This window comes from Neoaquamicrobium microcysteis (assembly GCF_008180155.1).
Taxonomy (GTDB): Bacteria; Pseudomonadota; Alphaproteobacteria; order Rhizobiales; family Rhizobiaceae; genus Aerobium; species Aerobium microcysteis.
Map to the genome: position 1 here is coordinate 162823 of NZ_VSZS01000064.1, position 25412 is coordinate 188234.

Below are 25412 nucleotides of genomic sequence, written 5' to 3' on the forward strand. Positions count from 1 at the left end.
TCCATGGCAGGACGCATGCTCCGCCTCCCGCTGCCCGACGAGGACGCTTCGCGCAGGTTCGGCGAAGACCTCGCCGCGATCCTCATGCCCGGCGACGTGATCGCGCTCGAAGGCGATCTCGGCATGGGCAAGACCACGCTCGCCCGCGCCATCCTGCGCGCTCTTGCCGGCGATCCGGCGCTTGAGGTGCCGAGCCCAACCTTCACGCTGGTGCAGGCCTATGCGGGTCGCGTGCCGGCCCAGCACTTCGACCTCTACCGCCTGTCGTCGCCCGACGAGCTTGAAGAGCTGGGACTTGGCGAAGCGATCCGCGAAGGCGTCGTGCTGATCGAGTGGCCTGAACGTGCCGGCGACGCCCTGCCCGCGGACCGCGCAACCATCGCCTTGTCGGAAGAAGGCGCCGGCCGTGCGGCCGAAATCTTCGCCCTGCCCGCCTTTCTCGACCGGCTCGAGCGCACGCTGGCGATCAGGAATTTTCTCGCTCAGTCGGGCCTGGGCGATGCGACGCGCCGCTTCCTCACGGGCGATGCGTCCGCCCGCGCCTATGAGACCGTAGAGCTGCCGGGCGGCCCTGCCGTCATCCTGATGAACACGCCGCGCCGGCCCGACGGCCCGCCGATCCGCGACGGCAAGCCCTACAGCCAGATCGCTCATCTGGCCGAATCCGTCGTTCCCTTCGTGGCGATCGCAGAGACGCTGCGGGGGGAGGGTTTCTGCGCGCCGCAGATCCATGCAGCCGATCTCGAACGCGGCCTGTTGCTGGTCGAGGATCTGGGGCGCGAAGGCGTGCTCGACGCCGAAAGCCGGCCCATCCCCGAGCGCTACCTCGCCAGCGCCGAATTGCTGGCTGCGATGCACCGCCGCACGTGGCCCTCGCATATCGAGGTGGCACCCGGCTTCTCGCATGATGTGCCGGCTTACGACCGGAGCGCGCTCGCTATCGAGACCGAGCTTCTGACCGACTGGTATCTGCCGCACGTGTCGGGCCGCGATTCAACCCCGGCGGATCGCGAAGCCTATGCGGCAGCGTGGACCGCAGCCTTCGATGTGCTTGACCGGACCGAAAAAAGTCTGGTGCTGCGCGACTTCCATTCGCCCAACATCATCTGGCGCGCCCATGCCGAGGGGCATGACCGCGTCGGGCTCATCGACTTTCAGGACGCTCTGATCGGCCCGTCAGCCTACGATGTCGCGTCGCTGGCGATGGATGCACGGGTGATGGTCGAACCCACGCTCGAGCGCGAAATCGTCGAGGCGTATTGCCGGGCCAGAGAGGCCGCTGGCGCTTTCGACCGCGCGGGCTTCGATGCGGCCTACGCCATCATGGCCGCGCAGCGGAACTCCAAGATTCTCGGCATCTTCGTGCGGCTCAACATGCGCGACGGCAAGCCCGGCTACATGAAGCACCTGCCGCGCATCCGCGGATACATGGAGCGTGCGCTGGTGCACCCTGCCCTTGCGCCGGTGCGCGCGCTGTACCAGCGGCTTGGCGTCATATGAAAGACGGGCCGCGCACGGCGATGGTGCTCGCAGCCGGCCTCGGCAAGCGCATGCGCCCGCTGACCGACACGAAGCCGAAGCCGCTGATAGAAATAGCCGGCAAAACATTGCTCGACCGCGGGCTCGACGCACTCGCGCGTGCCGGCGTCGAACAGGCCGTCGTCAACGTTCATTACCTTGGCGGACAGATCGTCGCCCACACGGCCGGCCGGTCTTCCCCGGCCGTCACGATATCGGACGAAACCGACCAGCTTCTCGATTCGGCAGGCGGCATCGTCAGGGCGCTGCCGCTTCTCGGCGGCGATCCGTTCTTCGTGCTCAACGCCGATACGTTCTGGATCGACGGAGATCTGGCCAATCTTCAACGGCTTGCCCTTGCATGGGATGGCGCGCGCATGGATATTCTTCTCATGCTCGCCCGCCTCGAAGACGCCACCGGCCACAGCGGCACCACCGATTTTCTGCTCGACGGCGAAGGCCGCCTGTCGCGCGCAAAAGGCGCGCCGCACGGCCTGATCTATGCGGGCGCGGCGATCGTCCACCCCCGCATCTTTGAGGGCGCAAGCGCTCAGCCGCATTCGCTCAACGCCTATTTCGACCGCGCGATCGCAGCCGGCCGGCTTTTCGGCATGGCCATGCAGGGCCACTGGATCACTGTCGGCACGCCCGACGCCGTGGCAGAGGCGGAAGCCGCCATCGTGCGGCATGGCGGGTCATGAGCGTCGGCCGGCAGCCGCGCGTTCTGTCCATTCCCGCCGGCGCGCCCTTTCTGCCCACCTTGGCCGACGGCCTTCTCTCGGGGCGCATCGTTCCGGGCTTCGGCTATGACGGCGACCCGCTGAAGCTTGCCGAGGCCACCATCTACGTGCCGACCCGCCGTGCCGCGCGCGCGTTGCGCGATGCATTCGTGGAGAGGCTGGGCGGCGTCTCGGCCATTTTGCCGACCGTGCGCCCGCTTGGCGAGTTCGACGAGGATGCTGCGGTCTTCGAGGGCGGGCAGGCCGACGAACTGGCGCTCGCGATGCCAATCGAGGCGCTGGACCGGGTGCTGCTGCTGGCGCCGCTGGTTCAGGCGTGGAAGCGCCGTCTGCCGGCGCACCTCGCCGCGCTCTTCGGCGAGGACGTGGTTGTCCCCGCCTCGCTGGCCGATGCCGTCTGGCTCGCGCGCGACCTTGCCGCGCTCATGGACGAGATCGAGACCGGCGGTGCGGAATGGGCGCGGCTTGCGGGCCTGGTCCCGGCCGATCTCGCCAATTGGTGGCAGGTCACGCTGGAATTTCTCGACATCGTCACCGGGGCGTGGCCGCAGCTTCTGGCGGAGCGCGACCGCTCCAACCCGGCGGCCCACCGCAACGCGATGATCCTTGCGGAGGCCGAGCGGCTCTTGCGCAATCCGCCCCCGGGCCCGGTCATCGCTGCCGGTTCCACGGGCTCCATCCCGGCCACCGCGCAGCTTCTGGCGGCGATCTCGCGCCTGCCTTCGGGCGCGGTGGTGTTGCCGGGGCTCGACTGCGCCATGGATGAACGCAGCTGGCTGGAGATCGGCAACGCCGAGCTTCCGCCCGCAAGCTTCGGTCACCCGCAGGCGGGCCTGAAAAAGCTTCTTGGCGTGCTTGGCATCGAACGCCGCGACGTAGACGAGGTCGCCTCCGCTCCCCCAGCCATCGCCGCCCGCGTTGTGATGGTGAGTGAGGCACTGCGTCCCGCCGAGACGACCGACGTGTGGGCGGAGCTCGGTCCTGCATCCGATCCAGCGGCGCTTGAGGGTGTGACGCTGGTCGAGGCGGCCAACGAGCGTGAGGAAGCGCTGGTGATCGCGGCCGCCCTGCGCCTCGCGGTCGCCGGGGGAAAAAGCACGGCGCTGGTCACGGGCGACCGCGCGCTGGCGCGCCGCGTGGCAAGCGAGCTTCGCCGCTTCGGCATCGAGGCCGACGATTCGGGCGGTGTGCCGCTCGTCCAGACGCCGCCGGCCTCGTTGTTCCGACTGATGCTGGATGCGGCCTTCGCGCCGGGTGACCCGGTCGCCATCATGGCGCTGCTGAAGCATCCGCTGCTGCGCCTTGGCATGGAGCGCGCCCGTCTGCGCGAGGCCGCCGAAACCGTCGATCTCGTCGCCCTGCGCGGCGGCACGGGCCGGCCGGATATCGGCACGCTGGCAGCCGATTTCGACAGGCGGCTGCAGGCGCGGCGCGACGACCCTCGAAAGCCGTTCTGGCTGGTGCGCCTGAACGCCGACCGCATCGCCGCCGCACGCGCAGCGCTGGCAGGGCTCGAGGCGGCCATGGCCCCCTTGTGTGCATTGCGCGGCCGCGACACGGACCTTGCCGGGATCGCCCGCGCCTGCGTTGCCTGCTTCGAGGCGCTCGGCCGCGACGAGAGCGGCACGCTGGCGGAGCTCTATCGCGGCGATGCCGGCGAGGCTCTGGCGTCGTTCCTGCGCTCGCTCGTCGGCGCGAATGTCGATTTTCCTGTCAGGGCCGAAGAATGGCCTGATGTCTTCGCGGCACTCGTTGCGGGCGCGTCGGTCAAGCCGTCGCTTGCCGGCGACAGCCGCGTCGCCATCTGGGGTGCGCTGGAGGCCCGGCTCCAGAGCGTCGACCTGCTCGTGCTTGGCGGGCTCAACGAAGGCTCGTGGCCACGTAAGGCCGACCCCGATCCCTTCATGTCGCGCTTCATGAAGGCAGGCATGGAGCTGGAGCCTCCGGAGCGGCGCATCGGCCAGGCGGCGCACGATTTCATCATGGGGATGGGCGCGAAAGAGGTGGTGCTCACCCGCGCGGCGAGGGCTGGCGACGCCCCGGCGCTGGCCTCGCGCTGGCTGCAGCGGCTGAAGACATTTGCCGGCGAAGCAAACGTCAGGCTGATGACCGAGCCGGGCCGGGCGCTGCTGCACTGGGCGCGCGACCTCGACAGCGCGGAGCCGGTGGATTTTGCACCACGTCCCAGACCGTGCCCGCCTCTGGACCTTCGGCCGAAAGCCTTTTCGGTCACCGAGATCGAGACGCTACGCCGCGACGCCTATGCCGTCTACGCCCGGCGCATGCTGCGGCTGGAGCCGCTGGAACCGCTGTTGCGCGATCCCGGCGCGGCCGAGCGTGGCAATCTGTTCCACGACATCGTTCACCGCTTTGCCGTCGATGAGGTTGACCCCTTCGCGGCCGACGCCGAGGCGAGGCTGGTCGAGATCGGACGAACGGTTTTCGACGCTTATGCGCTGCCGCCCGATATCGACGCCGTGTGGTGGCCGCGTTTCGTGCGCATGGCCGGCCATTTCATCGTGTGGGAGCGCGGCCGTCCCGCCGGCATCAAGCAGCGTCTGGCCGAGGCGCGCGCGGCACCGACGCCCATCGGCGCTACCGACGCGACGCTTCGCGGACGTGCCGACCGCATCGACCTTCGCGCAGCCGACATGGCCGACATTCTCGATTTCAAGACCGGTTCGTCGCCGTCCAAGGCCCAGGCCCACACGCTGCTTTCGCCCCAGCTTGCCCTTGAAGGCGCGTTGCTGATGCGTGGCGCCTTCGCGGATCGCGCATATACGCCGTCCGAGCTTGCCCATGTGCGCATGAAGGCCAATGGCGAGGTCCACGAGGAATCGATCCTCGAATACAATCGCCAGTTCAAGTCGGCGCGCGAGCTCTCGTCCGAAGCATGGGAACGTCTGGAGCGCCTGATCGCTTATTACGGTGTCGAAACGAATGGCTATTTGTCTCGCGCCCTGCCGTTCCGCGAGGGCGATGCGGGCGGTGACTACGACCATCTGGCGCGGGTGCTCGAATGGTCGGCGGGTGGCGATGCCGCGGCCGAGGAAGGCGGTGGCGAATGAGCGACCGCCCCAACATTCCCGAAGACACGCGCGCCGCGCAGTCTGCCGCAGCCACCCCCGGCGTGTCTGCCTGGGTGTCGGCCAATGCCGGGTCCGGCAAGACCCATGTGCTGGCCAGTCGCGTGATCCGGCTGCTGCTGGGCGGGGCGGAGCCGTCGCGCATCCTGTGCCTCACCTATACGCGTGCGGCGGCCGCCAACATGGCGGCCCGCGTCTTCGCCAATCTGGCGCGCTGGACCACGCTGGCCGAAGAACGCCTCGCAGCCGAACTGACGGAGCTTGAAGGCCGCCGTCCGGACGCCGCCCGCATCCGTCTGGCACGCAGGCTTTTTGCCCATGCGCTTGAAACGCCGGGCGGGCTCAAGATCCAGACCATCCATGCCTTCTGTGAGGCGGTGCTGCACCAGTTTCCGCTGGAAGCCAACATCGCCGGCCATTTCGAGATGCTGGACAGCCAGATGGAAGCTGCCCTCGTGGCCGAGGCGCGGCGCGAGATGATCGCCCATGCCGCAGCCGATGCGGGCGCCGATCTGGCCGAGGCCTTCGCCGTCGTGCTGGAGCATGGCGGCGAGAGCGGACTTGAAAGCCTGCTCGGAGGCATCGTCGCCCAGCGCGACGCGCTTAGGGCTTTCATTGCGCAGGCGGGCGAGGGCGATGCCCGCTTCCGCCCCTTTTTCGAGGAATTCGGCTTCGCCGAAACCGACACGACCGCTTCTCTGGCCGGCGCGATCTGGCCCGATCCCTATTTCAACCGCGGTCTGGCGGTCGCCATCGGCAGCCGCGCCGCCGCCGCAGGCAAGTCGATCGCCGAAACCTTCGCCTCCGACCTGACCAATGCCTGTGCGCTGGCCGATCCCGTCGAGCGTCTCGACGCCTTGCGCGGCCTCCTGCTGACGAAGAAGAGCGGCGGCGTGTGGGCGGCAAAGTCGGCGTCGCGGATCATGGCGAAGGGCGTGGGCGAATACTTCCCCGACTTCGTACCCGAGTTCGAGCGTTTCGCCGGCGCGATCGACGCGGCATGCGACCGCAAGGCCCTGCTGGCGATGTTGCAGGCGACGCGCGCCGCCCTCGTCATTGCCGACTGGCTGATCCTGCGCTACCAGCGGCTCAAAAGTGCGCGCGGCTTCCTCGACTTCAACGACCTCATCACCCGCACTGCCGCGCTTCTTGCGCGCAACGATGCTGGCGCATGGGTGCAGTACAAGCTCGACAAGGGCATCGACCACATCCTGCTCGACGAGGCGCAGGATACCAGCCCCGACCAGTGGGCGGTGGTCAACGCGCTGGCTTCGGAGTTTTTCGCCGGCATCGGCGCACGCGAAGGGCGCACGCGCACCGTCTTCGCCGTGGGCGACGAGAAGCAGTCGATCTACTCTTTCCAGGGTGCCGAGCCCGAATCCTTCGCGCTCAGTGGGCGCACCTTCCGCGAGCGCGTTGAGGGTGCCGAGGGACGGTTCGAGCATGTGAGGCTGACACGGTCCTTTCGTTCCACCGAGGACGTGCTTTCGGCGGTCGATCTTGTGTTTGCGAGCGAGACGAATCGCGACGGCCTGACCCGCGATCCCGAGCCGATCGAACACCTCGCCATCCGCGAGAACGCGCCGGGCCATGTCGAGCTGTGGCCGTCGCTCAGCCCCACCGTCGTCGAGGAACCCGACGATTGGACGCAGGCCATCGACCACGCGTCCGCCCCGGCCGTGCGGCTGGCGCAGCAGATCGCGTCCACCATCGCGCACTGGCTTTCTTCCGGCGAGGTGATCGCCGGCAGGGGCAGGCTGCTTGCGCCCGGCGACGTCATGGTGCTCGTGCGCAAGCGCGACCGTTTCATCCATGCGCTGGGTCGCGAGCTGAAGAACCGACGCATTCCGGTGGCCGGCGCAGATCGCCTCATGCTCACCGGCCATATCGCCGTTCAGGATCTGATGGCGGCAGCGCGCGTCGCGCTTCAGCCCGAGGATGACCTGTCGCTGGCGGCGCTGCTCAAGAGCCCGGCCTTCGGCTTCGACGAGGATTTGCTGTTCGAGCTCGCGGCAAGAAGGCCGGCGGGCCAATCGCTGCTGAGCGCGCTGCGCGCTTCCCATTCCACCGACGGGCGGGTGACGACGGCTCTCGAAACCGTTTCGCGCTGGCGGAACGAAGCCGGCTACAAAAGGCCGTTCGAGTTCTTCGCCGGCCTGCTCGCGCGCGATGGCCTGCGTCGAAAGTTCATCGCCCGCCTTGGGCCTGAGGCCGGTGATGTGGTCGACGAGTTCCTCAATTTCTGCCTGGTGGCCGAGCGCAGCGGCGTCGTCGGGCTGGAGGCGCTGATCGCGCTGCTGGACGGCGGCGGGCCGGAGATCAAGCGCGAGATGGACCAGACGCGCGGCGAGGTGCGGATCATGACCGCCCATGCTGCGAAAGGCCTGGAAGCGCCGGTCGTGTTTCTGGTCGACAGCGGGGCTGCGGCCTTTTCCGACAGCCACCTGCCGCGCCTGATGCCGTTCGAGGCTCCGCAGCGCGGCTGGCGGGGCAAGGGGTTCCTCTGGCGCGCCACCTCGGACATGAACAATTCTTTCGCGCAGGGGCTTTCGGCAACCGCGCGCCGCAAGGCCGAGCAGGAATACCGCCGGCTGCTCTATGTCGGCATGACGCGGGCGGAAGACCGCCTTGTCGTCTGCGGCTATCACGGCAAGCGCGGCCAGCCCGAAGGGGCTTGGCACGTCATGGTGCGCGACGCGCTGGCTGGCTCGCCCGCCACGCGTGAGATCACCCATCCGGCCACCAGCGAGACGATCCTGCGCTATCAGGTGACACCCTCTGGGCCCGTCGCGCTCAAGGCCGAGCAGGCGGGCGTCGCGCCTACGGTGCCGCCCCTGCCTCCCGCGCTCATGGAAGACGTTCCGCCCGCACCCGTCCTTCCGCGGCCGCTGTCGCCCTCCAGCGCCGGCGTGGTGATCGAGCCCGGCCCGGATGCCGTCCAGTCTCCCCGTTCGCCGGTTCTCGATGCCGATGCCGTCGGTTCGTTCGGCATAGAGCGCGGGCTTGCCGCCCACCGCCTGCTGCAGATCCTGCCGACGCTGCCCGGCGACCAACGCGATGCCGCCATGCGGCGCTATCTCGACCGTGTCGGCAGAGACTGGACACAGGGCGAGCGCGAGAAGCTGGGCGCCTCGGTGGCGGCCCTGCTGGCCGATGCGCAGTATGCGCCGATCTTCGCGCCGGGCTCCCGCGCGGAGGTCGCCATCATGGGTCGGGTGACCATCGGTTCCGTCGAACGCGCGGTGTCTGGAAAGATCGACCGGCTGGTGGTCACCGACGACGCCGTGCTCATCGTCGACTACAAGACCAACCGTCCGCCGCCGGCCGCGCCGGGCGAGGTTCCGCAGGCGCATATCGCCCAGATGGCGCTCTATCGCGCGCTTCTGGCGCCGCTCTATCCGGGCAGGCCGGTGCGCGCCGCACTGGTCTACACCGAGCGCCCTATCCTCGTTCCGGTTTCGCCCGAGACGATGGATGCCGCGCTTGCCCGACTCACCCATGCGTGAGAGAAGGGTGCTTGAAGCACGCCTGCGCGCGCACCACATAGCTGCTGACACAATCCATCAGGAGACCGCCATGGCCACCGTCACAACCGACAAGAACAACTTTCAGGCCGATGTGCTGCAGGCTGCCGAGCCCGTCGTCGTGGATTTCTGGGCCGAGTGGTGCGGCCCCTGCAAGATGATCGCCCCGGCTCTGGAAGAGATTTCGGCTGAACTCGGCGGCAAGGTGAAGATCGCCAAGCTGAACATCGACGAGAACCCGGAGCTCGCCGCCCAATACGGCGTGCGTTCCATCCCGACGCTCATGCTCTTCAAGGGCGGCGAGGTTGCCGACATGAAGGTCGGCGCCGCGCCCAAGACCGCGCTTTCGGCCTGGATCGGCGGCGCCGTCGCCTGAACAGGCCTGAAATTGAACTGAGAACAGCCCGGCCTCTGCGCCGGGCTTTTTCTTGGAGCCTTTCATGTTACCCGGAATGGTTCTGCCGGAGGAAATTCGGGACAAGGTCGAGGGCTTCGGCGAAGGTCGTATCGGGATACGGCCAAGTCCGAAGACCGAAGGATTTGGCCCGAATTGACCCGGCCCACGGATCGCTTCGTCATCGCCGAAACAGAACCGTTTCCGTGTAACGATGAAAGGCTCTAGGCGGGCGGCGTGCCGTTCTTACGCAGCACCTCGCCGACGAGGTAGAGCGAGCCCGAGATAAGGATGCGCGGCGGATGATCGATGTCGTCCCAACCGTCACGCAGCAGCATAAGCGCGTTCTCCACCGATGCGACCGGCTCGGCCGGCAGGCCCGCGGCCGCTGCTCTTGCCGCCAGCTCGTCATTGGGCACGCCGGCATCGCTTTCGTTGACGGGAACGGTGAATACGCGCCGCGCCATGCCGACGAAATTGTGGAAGTAACCCGTCTGGTCCTTGGTGTTTATCATGCCCGCGATCAGCACCAGGGGCCGCGGCCGCTTTTCCTCCTGATCGGCCAGCATCTCGGCCACCACCGCGCCCGCGCCCGGGTTGTGCCCGCCGTCGATCCAGATTTCCGCGCCGCGCGGCGCAAGCGCGACGAGGCTTCCCTCCGTCAGCTTCTGCATCCGGCCGGGCCACTCGACCCGCGCCATCGCCGCATCGGCGACGCGGTGGGTGATGCCGAAGCCGGCGGCCTTCACGGCGGCTATGGCGGCGGCAGCGTTGGCATACTGGTGCCGGCCCGGCAGGCGCGGCGGCGTCATGTCGAACAGCCCGTCATCGTCCTGATAGATCATGCGGCCGTTTTCCTCGAAGGCAAGGAAGTCCTGTCCGTAGACGAGCAGCGGGCAGTCGAGCCGGTCTGCGGTTTCGATCAGCACGTCGCGCGCCGGCTCGTATTCCTGCGCGCCGATCACCACCGGGCGGCCCGGCTTAATGATGCCGGCCTTTTCCGCCGCGATCAGTTCCACCCGGTCGCCCAGATAGGCTTCGTGGTCGAGCGAGATCGGCATGATGAGGCTGACGGCCGGCGAGGCGATCACGTTGGTGGCGTCGAAGCGTCCGCCGAGCCCCACCTCCACGATGGCCGCATCCGCCGGGTGCTCTGAAAACAGCACGAACATCGTTGCGGTGAGGATTTCGAAGACGGTGATCGTCTCGCCGCGATTGGCTTCCGCCACGCGCGAGATCGCTTCGGCCAGCACGGTGTCTTCAACGAGGCTGCTGCCGCGTGGCCCACCGATGCGGTAGCGCTCGTGCCAGTTGACGAGGTGCGGCGAGGTGTGGACGTGGCAGGTCAGCCCTGCCGCCTCCAGCAGCGCGCGCGAAAATGCGGCGGCCGAGCCCTTGCCGTTGGTGCCGGCGATGTGGATCACCGGCGGCATCCGGTCCTGCGGGTTGCCGAGCCGGTCGAGCAGCCGCCCGATGCGGTCGAGCGACAGGTCGAAACCCTTTGGATGGAGTGACATCAGCCGCTCGATCTCGCGGTCGGCGGCGTGTGCTTCGATGGTCATGGCGACCGTCCCCGGTGTCGCGGCTGTGAAGGCAGTGGTATCAGGCCTGCGCCACGGTTTCGGCGACGGCGGTCGGCGGCGGCAGGATTTCCGGCTCGATGGGCTTTGCCGCGCTGGCCTTCTGCTTGAGCAGTATCTTCAGCAGCCGCGCCACCGTTTCCTTCATCTCAAGGCGCGAGACGACCATGTCGACCATCCCGTGCTCCATCAGATATTCGGAGCGCTGGAAGCCTTCGGGCAGCTTTTCGCGGATCGTCTGCTCGATAACGCGCGCGCCGGCAAAGCCGATCACCGCGCCCGGCTCGGCGATGTGGATGTCGCCCAGCATCGCGTAGGAGGCGGTCACGCCGCCGGTGGTGGGGTTGGTCAGCACGACGATGTAGGGCAGGCCTGCTTCCTTCAGCCGGTCGACTGCGACCGTGGTGCGGGCAAGCTGCATCAGCGACAGGATGCCTTCCTGCATCCGCGCGCCGCCCGAGGCCGAAAACAGCACCAGCGGACGCTTCAGCTCGATCGCCTTCTCGAATCCCCTGACGATCGCCTCGCCGGCCGCCATGCCCAGCGACCCGCCCATGAAGGCGAAGTCCTGCACGGTGACGACGATCGGCAGATCCTCGATCGTGCCGGTCCCCGACAGCACGGCGTCCTCAAGCCCGGTGCGCGACTTGTAGTCCTTGAGGCGGTCGGTGTAGCGCTTCTCGTCGCGGAACTTCAGCGGATCGACCGGAACCTTGGGGCTTTCCAGCAGCTCGTACGCGCCGTTGTCGAAGAACGCCTTCAGCCGCTCCTTGGCCGAGATCTTCATGTGGTAGCCGGAAGACGGGATCACCCACTGGTTGCCCTCCAGCTCGGTATGGAACACCATCTCGCCGGTCTCGGGATCCTTGATCCACAGGTTCTCGGGCATGTCGCGCCGGCCAAGAAACGAATTGATCTTGGGGCGGACGAAATTGGTGATCCAGTTCATTGCAGTATCCTCGGCTGCTTGTGCAACTCGGTCTAGATGGGACGACTATCAGGCAGGAGCAAGGCGCGCGTCGCGCACGCCGTGCGCCAGCCCGTCCACCAGCGTGGCGACGGCCTCGGCAGGATCGGCCACCATCTTGCCGTCAGGGCCGATCACGTTGGCGACCGCGTTGACGATGGCGGTACCGACCACCACGCCGTCGGCCGATGCGCCGATGGCGCGCGCCTGGCTTGCCGTCTTGACGCCGAAGCCGACGCAGACCGGCAGGCCGGTATGCGCCTTGATGCGCGACACGGCGCCGGCAACCTTGCTGGTGTCGGGCAGCGCCGAGCCGGTGATGCCGGTCATCGACACGTAGTAGACGAAGCCCGACGTGTTCTCGAGAACCTTGGGCAGGCGCTTGTCGTCGGTTGTGGGTGTCGCCAGCCGGATGAAGTTGATGCCGGCTTTCAGCGCTGGGATGCACAGCTCGTCGTCCATCTCGGGCGGCAGGTCGACGACGATCAGCCCGTCGATGCCCGATGCCTTCGCATCGGCCAGGAAGCGCTCGACGCCGTAGATGTAGATCGGGTTGTAATAGCCCATCATGACGATCGGGGTCTCGTCGTCTTCCTTGCGGAAGTCGGCGGCCATCGCCAGCGTCTTGGCCAGCGTCTGGCCGCTTTTCAGCGCGCGCAGGCCCGCCGCCTGGATGGCGGGGCCGTCGGCCATCGGGTCGGAGAACGGCATGCCCAGCTCGATGACGTCCGCACCCGATTTCGGCAGCGCCTTCATGATGCGCAGCGACGTCTCGTAGTCCGGGTCGCCGCCCATGAAGTAGGTCACCAGCGCCGGGCGGCCTTCCTGCTTCAGCTTCGCCATGCGGCGGTCGATGCGGGTATTCGTCATCGTCAGATCTCCATGCCCATCATGCCGGCGACGGTGTGCACGTCCTTGTCGCCGCGGCCGGAAAGGTTGACGACGATGATCTCGTCCTTGCCCATCTTCGGCGCGATCTTCATTGCATGGGCGATGGCGTGGGCCGATTCCAGCGCCGGGATGATGCCTTCGGTTTTGGTGCAAAGCTGGAAGGCTTCCATCGCCTCGTCGTCCATGATCGGCACATAGTCGACGCGGCCGGTGTCGCGCAGCCAGCTATGCTCGGGGCCGACGCCCGGATAGTCGAGCCCGGCCGAGATCGAATGGCCGTCGAGGATTTGCCCGTCGTCGTTCTGCAGCAGATAGGTGCGGTTGCCGTGAAGCACGCCGGGCCTGCCGGCGTTCATCGAGGCGCAATGCTCGTCTCCGCCGAGCCCGCGCCCGCCGGCCTCGATGCCGATGATCTTGACGTCCTTGTCGTCGAGGAAGGGGTGGAAGATACCGATTGCGTTGGAGCCGCCGCCCACGGCAGCGATCACGACGTCGGGCAGCCTGCCCTCCTGCTCGATCATCTGGGCCCGGGCCTCGTTGCCGATCACCGACTGGAACTCGCGCACCAGCTCGGGATAGGGGTGCGGGCCGGCCGCCGTGCCGATCAGGTAGTAGGTGTCCTCGACATTGGTCACCCAGTCGCGCAGCGCCTCGTTCATCGCGTCCTTGAGCGTGCCGTGGCCGGCCGACACCGGCTTCACCTCGGCGCCCAGAAGCTTCATGCGGAACACGTTCGGCTTCTGCCGCTCGACATCGGTTGCGCCCATATAGACGACGCAGGGAAAGCCGAACCGGGCAGCCACCGTGGCCGAGGCGACGCCGTGCTGGCCCGCGCCGGTCTCGGCGATGATGCGCTTGCGGCCCATGCGCTTGGCCAGCAGGATTTGCCCGAGGCAGTTGTTGATCTTGTGCGAGCCGGTGTGGTTCAGGTCCTCGCGCTTGAAGTAGATCTTCGCGCCGCCCAGATGCCGGCTCAGCCCTTCTGCATGGTAGAGCTTCGACGGGCGCCCGGCATAGTGCGTCGACAGCGCCTGCAGCTCTGCCTTGAATGCGGGGTCGTCCTTGGCCTCGGTCCAGTGCTTCTCGAGGTCCAGGATCAGCGGCATCAGCGTTTCGGCAACGAAACGACCGCCGAATATGCCGAACATACCCTGTTCGTCGGGTCCGGTGCGGAACGAATTGGGGGCCACGGGCTGGTTCAAGGCCGGTCTCCTCGGGGTGGTGCCGTCAGGCGGCGCTTGCGTTGCGCGCGGTCCTCACGGCCTGGAAGAAATCTGCTATCAGCGCCGCGTCCTTGACGCCCGGCGCGCTTTCCACGCCCGACGAGATGTCGATGCCGGGCGGAGTGGCAAGGCGCAGCGCGTCGCCGATATTGGCGGCGTTGAGCCCTCCCGAAAGCATGTAATCGATGCCGGGGTCAAGGGCCGCCAGCAGTCGCCAGTTGAACGACACGCCGTTGCCGCCCGGCAGGTCGGAGCCCTTCGGCGGCTTGGCGTCGAAGAGGAAGCGGTCGGCCACGCCGCGGAACGGCTCAATCTTGTCCAGATCGGCCGCCTCGCTGATGGCGAAAGCCTTCATAACCGGCAGGCCGTAGCGCGCCTTCACGTGTGCGACGCGCTCCGGCGGTTCCTTGCCGTGAAGCTGCAGCATGTCGGGCGACATGGCCGCAACGATGCCGTCGAGGATGCTGTCGTCGGCATCCACCGTCACCGCCACCGCCTGCGCATGCCCCCGCGCGGCCGCGCGCAGTGCTCCGGCCGTCTGGGGCTCCACGTTCCGCGGGCTCCTGGCAAAGAAGATGAAGCCGACATGCGAAGCGCCGCCCGCCAGCGCGGCGTCCAGCGCGTCCGGCGTCTTCAGGCCGCATATCTTGATGTCGAGGCTCATGGCCTCCTTATCGGCATGAAAAGCGGCGGATTTCAAGAAGCCGCGACAAGTCCGAGCACGATCCCGCCAAAGGTGCCGAGCAGGAGAACGGCGGGCGCCAGCAGCAGCGCGCGCAGCGCCGTCTGTCGCGCATAGTCCCGAAAGAATATGTACTGCACGGCGAGGAACCAGAGCGTCACCGCCGCGAACGCGGCATAGACGGACCATGAATCGTGCTGGATGTTCACCAGCGTCGGCGACGCGATCAGCGCGAACGGCGCGCAGATGTAGCATTGCAGGTAGAACGGCGTGCGCAGCGTTTCGCGAGAGACCGGACCGGGCGTCAGCAGGTCGAGCAACAGCGCGCCGCAAAGCGGAAACAGCGAAAACACCACCATCCGGTAGAAGACGAGGAAGAACCACGATGTCGTTACGAGGCTGCCGATGGGTGTGCCCTCGAGCAGGGCGCGCTGGTCGGCGCTGAACGGGGCCAGGAAGGTGCCTATCGCGATGGAGATGAAGATCAGCAGCGCCGGGCGGATCGCTTCCGCGAAAGCCGAGTCCTGGTCCTTTCGCGCCTCGGCATAGACATATTGCAGCGTCGAGGCCGGAAAGATGATCATGCGCAGCAGGGTGAGCGGATAAAACAATATCCACATCATCACGTCGTAGATGCCCTGCTCGACCGCCTTGGCGAAGTTGAAGAAGTCCAATCCGGCCTCCGCGGTCGTGCGACATATGACGCAACGCTTGCCACGAAACGCCCCTCAAGTCGAGGAAACCCGCCCGGTTCAATCCGCCGCCGTCTTGGTCTAGGCTGTACCGGCTGGCGACAAGGCGGGAGGATGCGATCCATGAGCGACAATGAGACGACACGGCTGCGCGCCAAGCTCGAGCAGGCCCGCGCGGTGATAGCCGAGCTGGTCGGCACGCAGGGCGCGCTGGGCTCCGAAGGAGACCGAGCCCTCGACTATTTTGCCGACGATCGCTTCGATCCCGGGTTTCTGCCCTGGCCGCGCCACGCCGCCGAAGGTACGCGGCCTGAAGACCTCAACGCCGCCAACGACGATTGACGCCAATTCAAGCCGGCCCTTAGTCGAACTGGATAGCCTGCAAGGCGTTGCCGTTGCGCTTGAGCCAGGCGCGCGCCTCTTCGGTGCGCGGGCATAGCTCCCTGCACAACGCCCAGAATTTCGGCCCGTGGTTCATCTCGCGCAGATGCGCCACCTCGTGTGCGACGAGGTAGTCGATCACCGTCGGCGGCGCCATCATGATGCGCCACGAGAAGGAAAGGCTCCCGTCGGCCGTGCACGACCCCCAGCGCGACGAGGTGTCCTTGAACCGGATCGCCTTGGCGGGCCGGCCCACGCTTGCGGTGTGCTTCGCCACCAGCGCATCGATGTCGCGCTTCGCCTCGCGTTTGAGGAAATCGGCCAGCCGCCGCGGCAGATGCCGCCGCTCGCCGTGCACCAGCAGCGCCGGCACGCCTTCCTCCTCGCCTTGCGTGACCGTGCCGCGCCGTCCTGGCTCGTGCACGATCAGGTGCGGCACGCCGCGCAGCGGCAGCCTGATGCCGGGGCGCACCTGCGGCCGGTCCGGCACCTTGGCGAGCTTCGTTTCGAGCCAGCCCTGATGCCGGTCGAGGAAGCGCTCCACCTCGCCGCGCGCCAGCCCCGGCGGAATGGTGATGCGCAGGCCCTTGCCGCCGGCGTCGATGCGCAGTGTCAGACGCTTGGCGCGGTCGTTCTCGACGATCCGCAGCGGCAGTTCGCGGTCGGCCACGACATGCGTGCGCTCGAGCGGCGCGGCCCGGGGCGCAGGGCGCGACGCGATCTTTCTGAGGAAGCCGAACGACATGAAGCCAGTCTACCCGATTCGCGATGATGGTGGAGCGACGCAACCCTCCTGTAAAACCGAAAACGGCGCCGGATTTCTCCAGCGCCGTTTCCGGGAGGATGCACTCGCGTGCAAGCCTTGGTCTAGACGTCGTCGAGCAGGCCTTCGCCCTTCCTGGGCTTGCGCGGCGCGGGCGTCGTCTTGGAGCGGTCGGCCATGAAGCGGTCGAACTCCTGCTGGTCCTTGGCGCGGCGCAGTTCGCTCAGGTACGAGTCGAATTCGGCGCGCATTTCGTCCAGCTTGCGGCGCTCTTCCTCGATGCGCTCCAGTTCCTTCTGGCGCCAGTCGTCGAAGGCGACGTTTCCGGTGCGTCCATACATGGCAGGCCCTTTGCGGCACGATCCAAAGAAGTTCTCGCGTGCTTTGCTCCAGTCGCCTTTGAAACCATCGAGGCGATCGCCCCAGATGATGTAGGCGAGCATGGCAAGGCCGAGCGGCCAGAAGACCATGAAGCCCACGACCATCAGCGCAATGGTGGCTGGCGTCCATGCGGGACGGATCAGAGCGGTTTTTGTCATGAATATCCGTTCCTTCCAGTTCGGGCGCAGCCCCGTTTGGCTGCATGATTTCGAAATGGGAACGGCAAAATGGCGATTCAAGATGGCCCTGTGTAAAACCGGGCAACCTATTGTTTCGGTTGGCGCATTTTCATCCGGTCGAGCGCCAGCACGATCAGGCCCGCCACGAGCCCCCAGAAAGCCGCACCTATTCCGCCCAGCGTCAGCCCCGAGGCGGTGACGGCGAAGGCCACCGTCGCCGCGATCCTGTCGCCCGGATCGGTCATCGCTATCGACAGCGCGTTGGCGAGCGGGGCGAGCAGGCCCAGACCCGCCACCAGCACGATCAGGCTTGGCGGCAGCACCGCGAACAGGGCCACCAGCGATGCCCCGAACAGCGCGAAGACCAGATAGGTCAGGGCGTAGAACGGCCCCGTCAGCCAGCGCTTGTCGGGGTCGGGGTGCGCGTCCGGCCCGGTGCAGATGGCGGCCGAGATCGCGGCGAGGTTGGTGGTGATCGCGCCGAAGGGCGCGGTGAGCAGCGATACGCCCCCCGTCACCGCGATCAGCGGCCCGGCCGGCGGCTGGTAGCCCGATGCGCGAAGCACTGCTAGGCCCGACAGGTTCTGCGAGGCCATCGTCACCAGATAGAGCGGTATCGCCAGCCCGATCACCGACGCCGGCGAGAACGACGGCGCGATCCATGTCAGCGTGGAGATTTCCAGCGCCGGGAGTTCGGGCACCCGTCCGGTGAACCATGCCAGCAGCGCCCCTCCCACCAGGACCAGCAGCACCGACAGCGCCGGGCTGAACAGCCTGACGACGAAGAACCCGGCCAGCAGCGGCAGCACCAGCGCCGCGTCGGCCTGCACGCTGCGCGCGGCCGCCATCACGAAGGTCACGACGATGCCGGCGAGCATTCCAGATGCGATGGATGCCGGAATCCGCGAGATCAGGCGCGTCAGCGGCCCGAACAGGCCGGTGGCGACCAGCAATATGGCGGCGACGATGAACGCCCCGATCGCCTCCTCGACCGAAAAGCCGACGCTGGCGGCCACGAGTGCCGCGCCCGGCGTCGACCACGCCGTCACGATCGGCATGCGATAGCGCCATGACAGCCAGGCCGTCTCCACCGCCATGGCAAGGCACACCGCCGCCACCCAGCTCGTCGTCTGCGCGCGGTCTGCGCCCACGGCGCTGGCGGCGGCGATAATCAGGGCCAGCGTCCCGCCGAAGCCGACGATGGCCGCCACGAAGGCGGAAGCCGGCACCGATGCCCTCATCGCTGCAGTTCCGCTGCCCGCGCGACGAGGCCTTCCAGCGCCGAGACGATCATGGCGAGATCTTGCGGGCGCGACAGGCGGTGGTCGCCGTCGCGCACCAGCGACAGCGTCACGTCGTCGGCCGGCAGGTGCTCCACCAGCTTAAGCGCGTGGGTGTATGGCACGTCGGGGTCGTCCATGCCTTGCAGGATGTGCACCGGACAGTGCGTATCGACCACGCCGGTCATCACGCGGTTGGCCCGCCCGTCCTCGAACAGCGCGCGCGTGTAGATGTTGGGCTCGGGTGAATATTCCGAGTGCTCCTCGAAATATCCCTTCTCAGCCAGGTCGCGGCGCTGCGCATCGTCAAGCTGCGGTTCCATCAGCTCGGCGGTGAAGTCCGGCGCGGGCGCGAGCAGCAGCAGGCCCGCCAGCCGTTCGTGTTCACCCGCTTTGTGCAGTTCCTGCACCATGCGCAACGCGATCCACGCGCCCATCGACGAGCCGACGAGGATTTGCGGCCCTACGGTGCGCTGGCGGAAGACCGCAAGGCTCTGGGCCAGCCAGCGCGAGATGGTGCCGTCGGCAAATGCGCCGCCAGACTCGCCATGGCCCGAATAGTCGTGGCGTGTAAACGCGCGTCCGTGTCCTGCCGCCCAGGCGTCGAGCGTCTCGGCCTTGGTGCCCAACATGTCGGATCGGTAGCCGCCCAGCCACACCACGCCGGGCGTCCTGCCGTTGCGATGGCGCAGCGCGATCCGGTCGCCGTCGACGGTCAGGAATGTGGGCTCTGCTGGCGTCGTGGACATCGCGGACTGGCTTTCCTATATCTTTGCGGAGGGAACCTCTGCCACGCCGGAAGCTTTTCTTGAAGCCGGCTGCGCTGTCGTGCACGAGTTTGTGCCGACCCGCGTGATTCTTTTCCGGTCCTGTGTTAAAGACGGTCGCGAAATGCGACCGCTTGAGGCGTTTCGCGCTGCGTTACACACATTTCACATCAACGATTCGAGGAGTTTACGACCATTCGCAGACCATTCAAAGCTACGGCGCCCGTCAAGGAGGGCCCGCGCTCCAATCTTGAGATTCGCGTCCCCCAGGTTCAGCTGATCGACGCTGAAGGCCAGAATCGTGGCATCGTTTCGATCAACGACGCGCTGCTTATGGCTGAAGATGCCGGTATGGATCTGGTCGAGATCGTGCCCCACGCACAGCCGCCAGTCTGCAAGATCACCGATCTTGGCAAGATGAAGTATCAGAGCCAGAAGAAGGCCGCCGAGGCGCGCAAGCGCCAGAAGACCATCGAGATCAAGGAGATCAAGATGCGTCCGAACATCGACACCCACGACTATGAGACGAAGATGAAGGCCGTGCGCCGCTTCTTCGACGAAGGCGACAAGGTCAAGCTGACCCTGCGCTTCCGTGGCCGCGAGATGGCGCATCTGGAGCTCGGCATGCAGCTTCTCAACAAGGTCAAGGAAGACGTCGGCGAGATCGCCAAGGTCGAGGCCGAGCCCAAGCTCGAAGGCCGTCAGATGATGATGGTCCTCGCCCCGAAATAGTCATGTTTCCAGATGAGCGTCGCCTTGATCGTGGGCGACGCTCTGGTGGAACCGTGAACCCTGAAAATCCGAAGACCTTGTCGCGCTTCCAGACGGTGCGGAAGCAGGTGCTTGCGCTCCTCATCGTGCTGGCCTTCGCCGTTCTCGTCTTCGGCGGCTCGGCGCACGACGAACTCACGCACGAGCACATCGAGACGCTGGGGCTGGCGCTCATCATGGTCGGCATCGGCGGCAGGCTCTGGGCCACGCTCTACATCGGCGGGCGCAAGTCCGCAGAGGTGGTGTCCACCGGCCCCTATTCGATCACCCGCAATCCGCTTTACCTGTTTTCGACCATCGCGGCCGCAGGCGTCGGCGCGCAGACCGGCAGCTACGTCATCACCGTCGTGTTCATGGTGCTGTGCGCGGCCGCCTTCCATCTCGTCGCGCTGCGGGAGGAACGCTACCTCTCCGCGACGCTGGGGGATGAATACCGCGCCTATCTCCACCGGGTCCCGCGTTTCCTTCCCAACCCGCTGCTTTACCGCGACGATCCGGAAGTGACGTTCCAGACCGGCCGCCTGCGCGCGACGCTGCTCGACGGTCTGGTGTTTCTTGCCGCCATCCCGGTGCTCGAGGCGATGGAAACCGCGCAGGAGATGGGTTGGGTTCCGGTTCTTTTCGCGTTTCACTGAACCCTGTTGCGCTTTTCCGGACTCACCGGTATATAGCGCGCGTTCAAAAGAGCCGCCCGGCAGGGCATGCCGTGGCGGTTTCTTATGCTTTTCAGGCTCTGGTCGGCCTGAAGCACATTCGCCCCGACAAGCGGGGCGCACAGAAAGGAAAGCAAAATGCCCAAGATGAAGACCAAGTCGGCCGCCAAGAAGCGGTTCAAGATCACCGGCACGGGCAAGGTGAAAGCCGCCGCCGCCGGTAAGCGCCACGGCATGATCAAGCGCTCCAACAAGTTCATTCGCGACGCTCGCGGCATGATGGTTCTCGCCGAACCCGATGCCAAGAAGGTCATCAAGAATTTCCTGCCTAACGGCGGCGGCCTCTGAGCCGGTTGGAACCAGAGTTTTTAAGGAGATCATGACATGGCACGCGTAAAGAGAGGCGTTACCGCCCACGCAAAGCACAAGAAGGTTCTGGCCAAGGCCAAGGGTTTCTACGGCCGCCGCAAGAACACTATCCGCATCGCCAAGCAGGCGGTCGAGAAGTCGCTGCAGTACGCCTACCGCGACCGCAAGAACCGCAAGCGCAATTTCCGCACTCTGTGGATCCAGCGCATCAACGCCGCGGTTCGCGAGCACGGCCTCACCTATGGCCGATTCATCGACGGCCTCAACAAGGCTGGCATCGAGATCGACCGCAAGGTTCTGTCCGACATGGCCATCCACGAGCCGCAGGCATTCGTGGCCCTCGTCGCCAAGTCGAAGACCGCGCTCGAATACCTCAAGGACACCACCCCGAACGCTTTTGAAAGCGCTGTCGCCTAAGGCCGCCGCGTTTCCCAAGCACTCGGAAATCTGATTTGGGAAACCCGCGCCGGCTGGGCTGGCGCGGGTTTTTCTTTGAGCCGATGCTCTTCAAAGGGCCATTCAGCAACCGCGTTTCACGTGAATCTGACCGCAGGAAGTGACCGCAAGACATGAGCGCAGCACAAGCCGAACTGGAACAACTCGAAGCATCGCTGCTGTCCGACATCGCTTCGGCCGGCGACGAGCAGGCGATCGAGGCCGTGCGCGTCGCGGCTTTGGGCAAGAAGGGCTCGGTCTCCGAAAAGCTCAAGACCCTGGGCGCGATGAGCGCGGAGGAACGCCAGGTCATGGGCCCGGCCATCAACGGGCTGAAGGATCGCGTCGCCGCCGCACTGGCAGAACGCAAGACCGCGCTGCGCGATGCCGCCATCGAGGCGCGGCTGGCTTCCGAGAAGCTGGACGTGACCCTGCCCGTGCGCCAGAGCCCGGCCGAGCGCGGCCGCATCCACCCCATCAGCCAGGTGATCGACGAGATCGCGGCCATCTTCGGCGATCTCGGCTTCGCCATCGCCGAGGGGCCGGATGTCGAGACCGACCACTACAATTTCACCGCGCTGAACTTCCCCGAAGGCCACCCGGCGCGCGAGATGCACGACACCTTCTTCTTCCAGCCGGACGACAACGGCGAGCGCAGGCTTTTGCGCACGCACACCTCGCCCGTGCAGATACGCACCATGGAAGCGCAGAAGCCGCCGATCCGCATCGTCATCCCCGGCAAGACCTACCGGCAGGATTCAGACGCGACGCACTCGCCGATGTTCCACCAGCTCGAAGGGCTGGTCATCGACAGGACGGCCAACGTCGCCAACATGAAGTGGGTGCTCAGCGAGTTCTGCAAGGCCTTCTTCGAGGTGCCGAGCGTCAACATGCGCTTTCGCCCGTCCTTCTTCCCGTTCACCGAGCCGTCGCTGGAAGTCGACATCCAGTGCGACCGCTCGCGGCCGGGCGAGGTGCGCTTCGGCGAGGGCAACGACTGGATGGAGATCCTCGGCTGCGGCATGGTGCATCCCAACGTGCTGCGCCATGGCGGGCTCGATCCCGACGAGTATCAGGGTTTCGCCTGGGGCATGGGCATCGACCGCATCGCCATGCTGAAATACGGCATGCCCGACCTGCGCGCCTTCTTCGACGCCGACGTCCGCTGGCTCCAGCACTACGGCTTCCGCCCGCTCGACCTGCCGACGCTGTTCGGAGGGCTCAGCCAGTGACGAAGCTGCACGCCGGCGCATGCCGCTGCGGGCTGATCTCGGTCGAGATCGGGTCGGAGCCGCTGCTGCGCTCCTACTGTCACTGCCGCGACTGCCGCAAGCAGACCGGTGCGCCGGTCATGGCCTTCGTCGCCTTCCGCGACGAGGCGGTCGAATGGTTCGGCACGCCCAAGACCTTCCGCTCTGCGGGCGTGGAGCGGTCGTTCTGCGAGCATTGCGGCAGCCAGATCGGCTATCGCGACGACCAGCTGCCGGGCGAGATCTATTTCACGCTCGGCTTCATGGACGACCCCGAGCGCTATCCGCCGATGTGGCACGCCTTCGAGCAACGCCGCCTGCCATTCCTGCACATTCAAGACGACCTGCCGCGCTATGACGGCTTCTCCGTAGAGCGATAGATCGAGCCGAGGACACAGACATGAAATTCACCCTTTCCTGGCTGAAGGACCATCTGGAGACCGACGCCTCGCTGGACGAGATCGTCGAAAAGCTGACCATGATCGGCCTGGAGGTCGAGAGCGTCGACGACAAGGCTGCACTCCGGCCCTTCGTCATAGCCAAGGTGCTGACGGCCGAAAAGCACCCCGACGCCGACAAGCTGCGCGTGCTGACGGTCGATACCGGCTCCGGTGATCCGATCCAGGTGGTCTGTGGCGCGCCCAATGCGCGCGCGGGCCTCGTCGGCGCGTTCGCGGCTCCCGGCACATACGTTCCGGGCATCGACGTGACGCTGTCGGTCGGCAACATCCGCGGCGTCGAAAGCCGCGGCATGATGTGTTCGGAGCGCGAGCTCGAGCTTTCCGACGAGCATGACGGCATCATCGACCTGCCCGCCGATGCGCCGGTCGGCACGCCCTACGCGACATGGGCCAAGCTCGACGATCCCGTCATCGAGATCAACCTCACGCCCAACCGCCCCGACGCCACCAGCGTCCACGGCATCGCGCGCGATCTGGCCGCTGCCGGCCTCGGCACGCTGAAGACCGCCCCGGTCGAGCCCGTCAAGGGCGACGGCGCATGCCCGGTCAAGGTCACCATCGAGGCACCCGATCTGTGCCCCGGCTTCGCGCTGCGTCTGGTGAGGGGCGTCACCAACGGGCCGTCGCCCAAGTGGATGCAGCAGCGGCTGATCGCCATCGGCCTGCGCCCCATCAACGCGCTGGTCGACATCACCAACTACGTCACCTTCGACCGTGGCCGCCCGCTGCACGTCTTCGACGCGGCGAAGGTCGCGGGCGACCTCGTGGTGCGCCGCGCAAACGACGGCGAGACGGTGCTGGGCCTCGACCAGCGCGAATACACGCTGACGCCGGAGATGTGCGTCATCGCGGATCGTAACGGCGTCGAATCGATCGCCGGTATCATGGGTGGCGAGCATTCGGGCTGCGACGAGACCACCACCGACGTGCTGATCGAATCGGCGCTGTGGGACCCCATCACCACGGCGCGCACCGGCCGCACGCTGGGCATCATCACCGATGCCCGCTACCGTTTCGAGCGCGGCGTCGATCCCGAATTCATGGTGCCCGGTCTCGAGCTCGCAACCCGGCTCGTGACGGAGTTGTGCGGCGGCACGCCCAGCGAGGCGGAAGTGGTCGGCTATGCGGGCCACACGCCGAAAATCGTGTCGTTCCCCTTCTCGGAGGTCAGGCGCCTCACCGGCATCGACGTGCCGGCCGACGAAAGCCGTTCGATCCTGACGCGCCTCGGCTTCACGGTGTCGGGTGCGGTCGAGATGAAGGTCTCGGCTCCCGGCGGCCTCGCCGAGCTCATGCCGTCCAGCGGCGTGCATGCGGTGCCGGCGGGCGACCGTGTGGATGTCGCCGTGCCGTCATGGCGCCCCGATGTCGAGGGCAAGGCCGATCTGGTGGAGGAGGTGATGCGCATTCACGGCGTCGACAACATCGCGCCGCAGCCGCTCGCCTCGCACGACGCCGTCAACGGCCGCATCCTCACCACGCTGCAGATACGCACCCGCAACGCCCGGCGCGCTCTGGCCGTGCGCGGCATGATGGAGGCCGTCACATGGTCGTTCATCCCGGCGAAGCATGCCGAGCTGTTCGGCGGCGGGCAAAGGACGCTCAAGCTCGCCAACCCCATCGCCGCAGACATGTCCGACATGCGGCCTTCGCTGCTGCCTGGTCTGCTTGCCGCGGCCCAGCGTAATGCAGATCGCGGCTTCGCCGACGTGGCGCTGTTCGAGGTTTCGGGCACCTATGAGGGCGACCGGCCGGAACAGCAGCGCCGGGTGGCCGGTGGCGTGCGTCGTGGCACCGCCCGCCTTGACGGGCAAGGCCGCGACTGGGCGGGCAACGCCGCCCCCGTCGGCGTGTTCGACGCCAAGGCGGACGCGTTCGCCGCTCTCGAGGCGGCCGGCGCGCCGGTGGACAAGCTTCAGGTCGAGGCCGGCGGTCCCGGCTGGTACCACCCCGGCCGTTCGGGCACGATCAAGCTCGGTCCGAAGGTCGTGCTCGGCACCTTCGGCGAGTTCCACCCAAGGACGCTGGAGGCGCTCGACGTGTCCGGCCCGCTCTGCGGCTTTGAAGTGTTCATCGACGCGGTCCCGGAATCCAAGGCCAAGCCGACCCGCACCAAGCCCCGGCTCGACCTGTCGCCGTTCCAGGCGGTGCGGCGTGACTTCGCCTTCGTGGTCGACAAGGCGGTGGAGGCGGGAACGCTGACCCGCGCGGCCGCGTCCGCCGACAGGAAGTTGATCACCGGCGTGCGCGTGTTCGACGTGTTCGAGGGTGCGTCTCTTGGCGAAGGCCGCAAGTCCATCGCCATCGAGGTCTCGATCCAGCCGGTCGAGCGCACGCTCACCGACGAGGATTTCGAGGCGCTGGCAGCGAAGATCGTCGAGAACGTCGCCAAGCAGACGGGCGGCTCGCTGCGCGGCTGACGGCC

At 66.8% G+C, this 25412-nt stretch carries 23 protein-coding genes; 13 read left to right on the forward strand and 10 right to left on the reverse strand.

Going from position 1 to position 25412, the window contains the following annotated elements:
* Positions 1 to 3 precede the first annotated feature (3 nt).
* From tsaE to trxA, 5 genes are all read left to right on the forward strand, one after another.
* The gene (gene tsaE, locus FY036_RS14460; RefSeq protein WP_148915449.1) at positions 4 to 1500 is read left to right on the forward strand and encodes a tRNA (adenosine(37)-N6)-threonylcarbamoyltransferase complex ATPase subunit type 1 TsaE; all 1497 of its coding nucleotides are present in this window, start codon (positions 4 to 6) and stop codon (positions 1498 to 1500) included.
* Positions 1497 to 2219 carry a nucleotidyltransferase family protein gene (locus tag FY036_RS14465; protein ID WP_148915450.1) on the forward strand — a complete coding sequence of 241 codons (723 nt, stop codon included), beginning with the start codon at positions 1497 to 1499 and terminating at the stop codon, positions 2217 to 2219. The genes tsaE and FY036_RS14465 overlap by 4 nt, the downstream gene beginning before the upstream one ends.
* On the forward strand, positions 2216 to 5326 hold the full coding sequence (gene addB / locus FY036_RS14470) for a double-strand break repair protein AddB (protein WP_148915451.1): 3111 nt from the start codon (positions 2216 to 2218) through the stop codon (positions 5324 to 5326). The genes FY036_RS14465 and addB overlap by 4 nt, the downstream gene beginning before the upstream one ends.
* On the forward strand, positions 5323 to 8850 hold the full coding sequence (addA, locus tag FY036_RS14475; RefSeq protein ID WP_148915452.1) for a double-strand break repair helicase AddA: 3528 nt from the start codon (positions 5323 to 5325) through the stop codon (positions 8848 to 8850). Before addB ends, addA begins: the two co-directional genes overlap by 4 nt.
* A 70-nt stretch (positions 8851 to 8920) precedes the next feature.
* Positions 8921 to 9244 carry a thioredoxin gene (trxA, locus tag FY036_RS14480; protein ID WP_148915453.1) on the forward strand — a complete coding sequence of 108 codons (324 nt, stop codon included), beginning with the start codon at positions 8921 to 8923 and terminating at the stop codon, positions 9242 to 9244.
* Positions 9245 to 9486: 242 nt separating this feature from the next.
* Here the strand turns inward: trxA and FY036_RS14485 are convergent, their stop codons facing one another.
* Genes FY036_RS14485 through FY036_RS14510 form a run of 6 tightly spaced genes read right to left on the reverse strand, consistent with a single transcriptional unit; the run spans position 9487 to position 15279 of the window.
* Positions 9487 to 10824 (reverse strand): bifunctional folylpolyglutamate synthase/dihydrofolate synthase, encoded by a 1338-nt coding sequence (locus tag FY036_RS14485; protein WP_201744767.1) that lies wholly within the window; start codon positions 10822 to 10824, stop codon positions 9487 to 9489.
* A gap of 40 nt (positions 10825 to 10864) precedes the next feature.
* Positions 10865 to 11791, reverse strand: coding sequence for an acetyl-CoA carboxylase, carboxyltransferase subunit beta (gene accD, locus FY036_RS14490; protein WP_148915454.1), 927 nt, complete (start codon positions 11789 to 11791; stop codon positions 10865 to 10867).
* A gap of 48 nt (positions 11792 to 11839) precedes the next feature.
* A complete protein-coding gene (gene trpA, locus FY036_RS14495; RefSeq protein ID WP_148915455.1) occupies positions 11840 to 12679 on the reverse strand; it encodes a tryptophan synthase subunit alpha in 840 nt (279 codons plus the stop codon).
* A 2-nt stretch (positions 12680 to 12681) separates the two neighbouring features.
* Positions 12682 to 13902, reverse strand: coding sequence for a tryptophan synthase subunit beta (gene trpB / locus FY036_RS14500; RefSeq protein WP_148915456.1), 1221 nt, complete (start codon positions 13900 to 13902; stop codon positions 12682 to 12684).
* A 25-nt stretch (positions 13903 to 13927) separates the two neighbouring features.
* A complete protein-coding gene (locus tag FY036_RS14505) occupies positions 13928 to 14587 on the reverse strand; it encodes a phosphoribosylanthranilate isomerase (RefSeq protein ID WP_148915457.1) in 660 nt (219 codons plus the stop codon).
* Between the two features lie 32 nt (positions 14588 to 14619).
* Complete coding sequence (locus FY036_RS14510) at positions 14620 to 15279, reverse strand: hypothetical protein (protein WP_148915458.1); 660 nt, start codon at positions 15277 to 15279, stop codon at positions 14620 to 14622.
* Between the two features lie 141 nt (positions 15280 to 15420).
* On the opposite strand from FY036_RS14510, the gene FY036_RS14515 reads away from it, so the two are divergent.
* Positions 15421 to 15639 carry a hypothetical protein gene (locus FY036_RS14515; protein WP_148915459.1) on the forward strand — a complete coding sequence of 73 codons (219 nt, stop codon included), beginning with the start codon at positions 15421 to 15423 and terminating at the stop codon, positions 15637 to 15639.
* A gap of 19 nt (positions 15640 to 15658) precedes the next feature.
* Here FY036_RS14515 and FY036_RS14520 read toward each other — a convergent pair whose 3' ends face one another.
* The 4 genes from FY036_RS14520 to FY036_RS14535 form a co-directional block, all read right to left on the reverse strand.
* The gene (locus FY036_RS14520) at positions 15659 to 16423 is read right to left on the reverse strand and encodes a M48 family metallopeptidase (RefSeq protein ID WP_148915460.1); all 765 of its coding nucleotides are present in this window, start codon (positions 16421 to 16423) and stop codon (positions 15659 to 15661) included.
* Positions 16424 to 16545: 122 nt separating this feature from the next.
* Complete coding sequence (locus FY036_RS14525; RefSeq protein ID WP_148915461.1) at positions 16546 to 16980, reverse strand: DUF2852 domain-containing protein; 435 nt, start codon at positions 16978 to 16980, stop codon at positions 16546 to 16548.
* A 107-nt stretch (positions 16981 to 17087) separates the two neighbouring features.
* Positions 17088 to 18242: a benzoate/H(+) symporter BenE family transporter gene (locus FY036_RS14530; RefSeq protein WP_148915462.1), complete on the reverse strand. Its 1155-nt coding sequence runs from the start codon at positions 18240 to 18242 to the stop codon at positions 17088 to 17090.
* On the reverse strand, positions 18239 to 19030 hold the full coding sequence (locus tag FY036_RS14535; protein WP_148915463.1) for an alpha/beta hydrolase: 792 nt from the start codon (positions 19028 to 19030) through the stop codon (positions 18239 to 18241). The genes FY036_RS14530 and FY036_RS14535 overlap by 4 nt, the downstream gene beginning before the upstream one ends.
* A gap of 213 nt (positions 19031 to 19243) precedes the next feature.
* Between FY036_RS14535 and infC the strand changes: the two genes are divergently transcribed.
* The 7 genes from infC (at position 19244) to pheT (ending at position 25407) form a co-directional block, all read left to right on the forward strand.
* Positions 19244 to 19780: a translation initiation factor IF-3 gene (infC, locus tag FY036_RS14540; RefSeq protein WP_148915464.1), complete on the forward strand. Its 537-nt coding sequence runs from the start codon at positions 19244 to 19246 to the stop codon at positions 19778 to 19780.
* A 53-nt stretch (positions 19781 to 19833) separates the two neighbouring features.
* A complete protein-coding gene (locus FY036_RS14545) occupies positions 19834 to 20454 on the forward strand; it encodes a methyltransferase family protein (RefSeq protein ID WP_235897678.1) in 621 nt (206 codons plus the stop codon).
* Positions 20455 to 20610: 156 nt separating this feature from the next.
* On the forward strand, positions 20611 to 20820 hold the full coding sequence (rpmI, locus tag FY036_RS14550) for a 50S ribosomal protein L35 (protein WP_148915466.1): 210 nt from the start codon (positions 20611 to 20613) through the stop codon (positions 20818 to 20820).
* Between the two features lie 36 nt (positions 20821 to 20856).
* Entirely contained in the window at positions 20857 to 21258 is a 402-nt protein-coding gene (rplT, locus tag FY036_RS14555) for a 50S ribosomal protein L20 (protein ID WP_148915467.1), read from the forward strand.
* A 152-nt stretch (positions 21259 to 21410) separates the two neighbouring features.
* Positions 21411 to 22508, forward strand: a complete 1098-nt coding sequence (gene pheS, locus FY036_RS14560) for a phenylalanine--tRNA ligase subunit alpha (protein WP_148915468.1) — start codon at positions 21411 to 21413, stop codon at positions 22506 to 22508.
* Complete coding sequence (locus FY036_RS14565) at positions 22505 to 22906, forward strand: GFA family protein (protein ID WP_148915469.1); 402 nt, start codon at positions 22505 to 22507, stop codon at positions 22904 to 22906. Before pheS ends, FY036_RS14565 begins: the two co-directional genes overlap by 4 nt.
* Positions 22907 to 22926: 20 nt before the next feature.
* Entirely contained in the window at positions 22927 to 25407 is a 2481-nt protein-coding gene (pheT, locus tag FY036_RS14570; protein ID WP_148915470.1) for a phenylalanine--tRNA ligase subunit beta, read from the forward strand.
* Positions 25408 to 25412 lie beyond the last annotated feature (5 nt).